Origin of the sequence: Actinomadura bangladeshensis (genome assembly GCF_004348335.1) — a bacterium.
Lineage (GTDB): Bacteria > Actinomycetota > Actinomycetes > Streptosporangiales > Streptosporangiaceae > Spirillospora > Spirillospora bangladeshensis.
Genome location: NZ_SMJW01000593.1, coordinates 1 through 635, shown reverse-complemented (window position 1 = coordinate 635; position 635 = coordinate 1). Strand labels below are relative to the sequence as shown.

The window sequence follows — 635 nt, the reverse complement described above, 5'->3', positions numbered from 1 at the left end:
AGTCTGGTTGCCGACTCCCCGAGGCATATCGCAGGCTCCCACGTCCTTCATCGGCTCCTGATGCCAAGGCATCCACCGTATGCCCTTAAAAACTTGAACACACAAAACGATCAAAACAAATCGCAGATGAGAACCCTCAACCCCACCCCGAAAGGCAGAATCTCAGAGCTCTCACCAGAGATGCTCGCGTCCACTGTGCAGTTCTCAAAAAACAACCGGGCCCACCGAGGCCGCACCATCCATACGGAGTAGCGCGGCCACCGGTCCCGCAGTCCGAGGTCACCGGGCTAACGCCCGCTTCCTCAGGACCCAACAGCGTGTCCAACCCCCCACCTGCCCGAGACCGTCGTTCCCACTCCCCCAAGGCCGAAGCCGAAGGGGCGGTACTTGCCGGCTCACGCAGGCGGTGAGCTGAGTAGCCAGTGCTCCACATCTATGAGCAGCCACCTGACGAACGTGCGTCGTCAACGGCGGCCACCGACCCAGGCATCCCAAGGGATCGACCTGAGCCAGCTGGTTGCTCCTTAGAAAGGAGGTGATCCAGCCGCACCTTCCGGTACGGCTACCTTGTTACGACTTCGTCCCAATCGCCGGCCCCACCTTCGACCGCTCCCCCCACACAAGGTGGTTGGGCC

The 635-nt window shown here is 61.6% G+C and carries 2 rRNA genes; both read right to left on the bottom strand.

Annotated elements, in window-relative coordinates:
- Positions 1-99: ribosomal RNA gene (locus E1284_RS41040) — 23S ribosomal RNA — on the bottom strand; the annotation flags it as partial.
- A 429-nt stretch (positions 100-528) separates the two neighbouring features.
- A 16S ribosomal RNA gene (locus E1284_RS41035) occupies positions 529-635 on the bottom strand; the annotation flags it as partial.